1 protein-coding gene is annotated in these 1,578 nt (G+C 56.0%); it reads left to right on the forward strand.

Translation table 11 applies throughout. From position 1 onward, the window contains the following. Positions 1-68 precede the first annotated feature (68 nt). Positions 69-1,578 (forward strand): ankyrin repeat domain-containing protein (locus KDK17_RS00705; protein ID WP_257287120.1); only part of this gene is annotated, 1,510 nt, incomplete at its 3' end.

The following is a 1,578-nucleotide window of genomic DNA, read 5'->3' on the forward strand; positions in this document are numbered from 1 at the left end:
GTATTTCGAAGTGTTTTGTTGAACAGCCCATCGGCTCTCGCCACTGTGTAATGTGCCGACAAGACCCGATGCCTATGGTGAATGTGAACACCGGTGAATCTCACCCGGATACGTTTTTCCCCGATTGGGCGTTTTATCGTGCTTGTATTGAGGGCGATTTGGATCGGGTGGAGAAGTCACTGGCAGAAGGAGTCAATGTCAATGCCGTTATAGAAGATGATTTCACTGCCTTGATGTTGGCATCCGGTCAGGGGCATAAGTACATCGTCGAACACCTGATCATCGCCGGGGCGGATCTCAACGCCCGGACCAAGAATGGCGCCACCGCGCTGTTCATAGCTGCTCAGGAAAATAACATTGACTGCGTAAAAATCCTGATCGAAGCCAGGGCGGATCTCAACGCCGCCCGTTCTAATGGCGCCACCCCGCTGTTCATCGCTGCCCTGGAAAATAACACCGACTGCGTAAAAATCCTGATCGAAGCCAAGGCAGCTCTCAACGCCCGGACTAAAAATGGCGTCACCCCGCTGTTAATTGCTGCCCAGAAAAATAACACTGACAGCGTGAAACTCCTGATCGAAGCCAAGGCGGATCTCAATGCCCGGAATAAGGATGGCGTCACCCCGCTGATCATCGCTGCACAAGAAAACAACACCGACAGCGTGAAAATCCTGATCGAAACCGAGGTAGATCTCAACGCCCGGACTAAAGATGGTGTCACCTCGCTGTATATGGCAGCCCAACTGGGCCATACCGACATTGTGAAAGCCCTGATCGAAGCCGGGGCTGATCCCAACGCCGCCTTGTCGAATGGCGCCACCCCGCTGTTTGTCGCTGCTGCGGAAGGCAATACCGACTGCGTGAAAGCCCTGACCAACGCTGGGGCGGATCTCAACAGCCGGACTGAGAATGGCGCCACCCCGCTGTTCATCGCTGCCCAGGAAAATAACACCGGCTGCGTGAAAATCCTGATCAACGCCGGGGCTGATCTTAACGCCGCCCTGTCGGATGGCGCCACCTCGATGTACATCGCAGCCGAGATGGGCAATACCGACTGCGTGAAAATCCTGATCAAAGCCAAGGCGGATCTCAACGCCCGGACTACGGGTGGCATCACCTCGCTGTTTGTCGCAGCGCGGTGGGACCATGTCAACATCGTGAAAGCCCTGATCGACGCCGGGGCGGATTTCAACGCCGCCACGCCTGATGACACTACCCCGCTGTACTTCGCAGCCATGATGGGCAATGCCAACTCCTTGCAACTCCTGATCGACGCCGGGGCGGATGTCAATGCTCGGGTTAAGGATGGCACCACCCCGCTGTTCATGGCTGTTCTGAGGGGCTATACCGAATGCGTGAAAGTACTGATCATAGCCAAGGCAGATGTTAACGCCATCTCGACTCCTACAGGCGCCACCCCTTTGCTCAGCGCAGTCTTTATGGGCGATGCCACCTGCGTACAACTCCTGATCAACGCCGGGGCGAATGTCAACGCCGTCTTGTCAAATGGCGACACCCCGATATCCATCGCAACCGAGCTGGGCTATACCGACTGCGTGAACCTCCTGATCAATGCCG

This window comes from Endozoicomonas sp. SESOKO2 (genome assembly GCF_024606245.1).
GTDB lineage: Bacteria > Pseudomonadota > Gammaproteobacteria > Pseudomonadales > Endozoicomonadaceae > Endozoicomonas_A.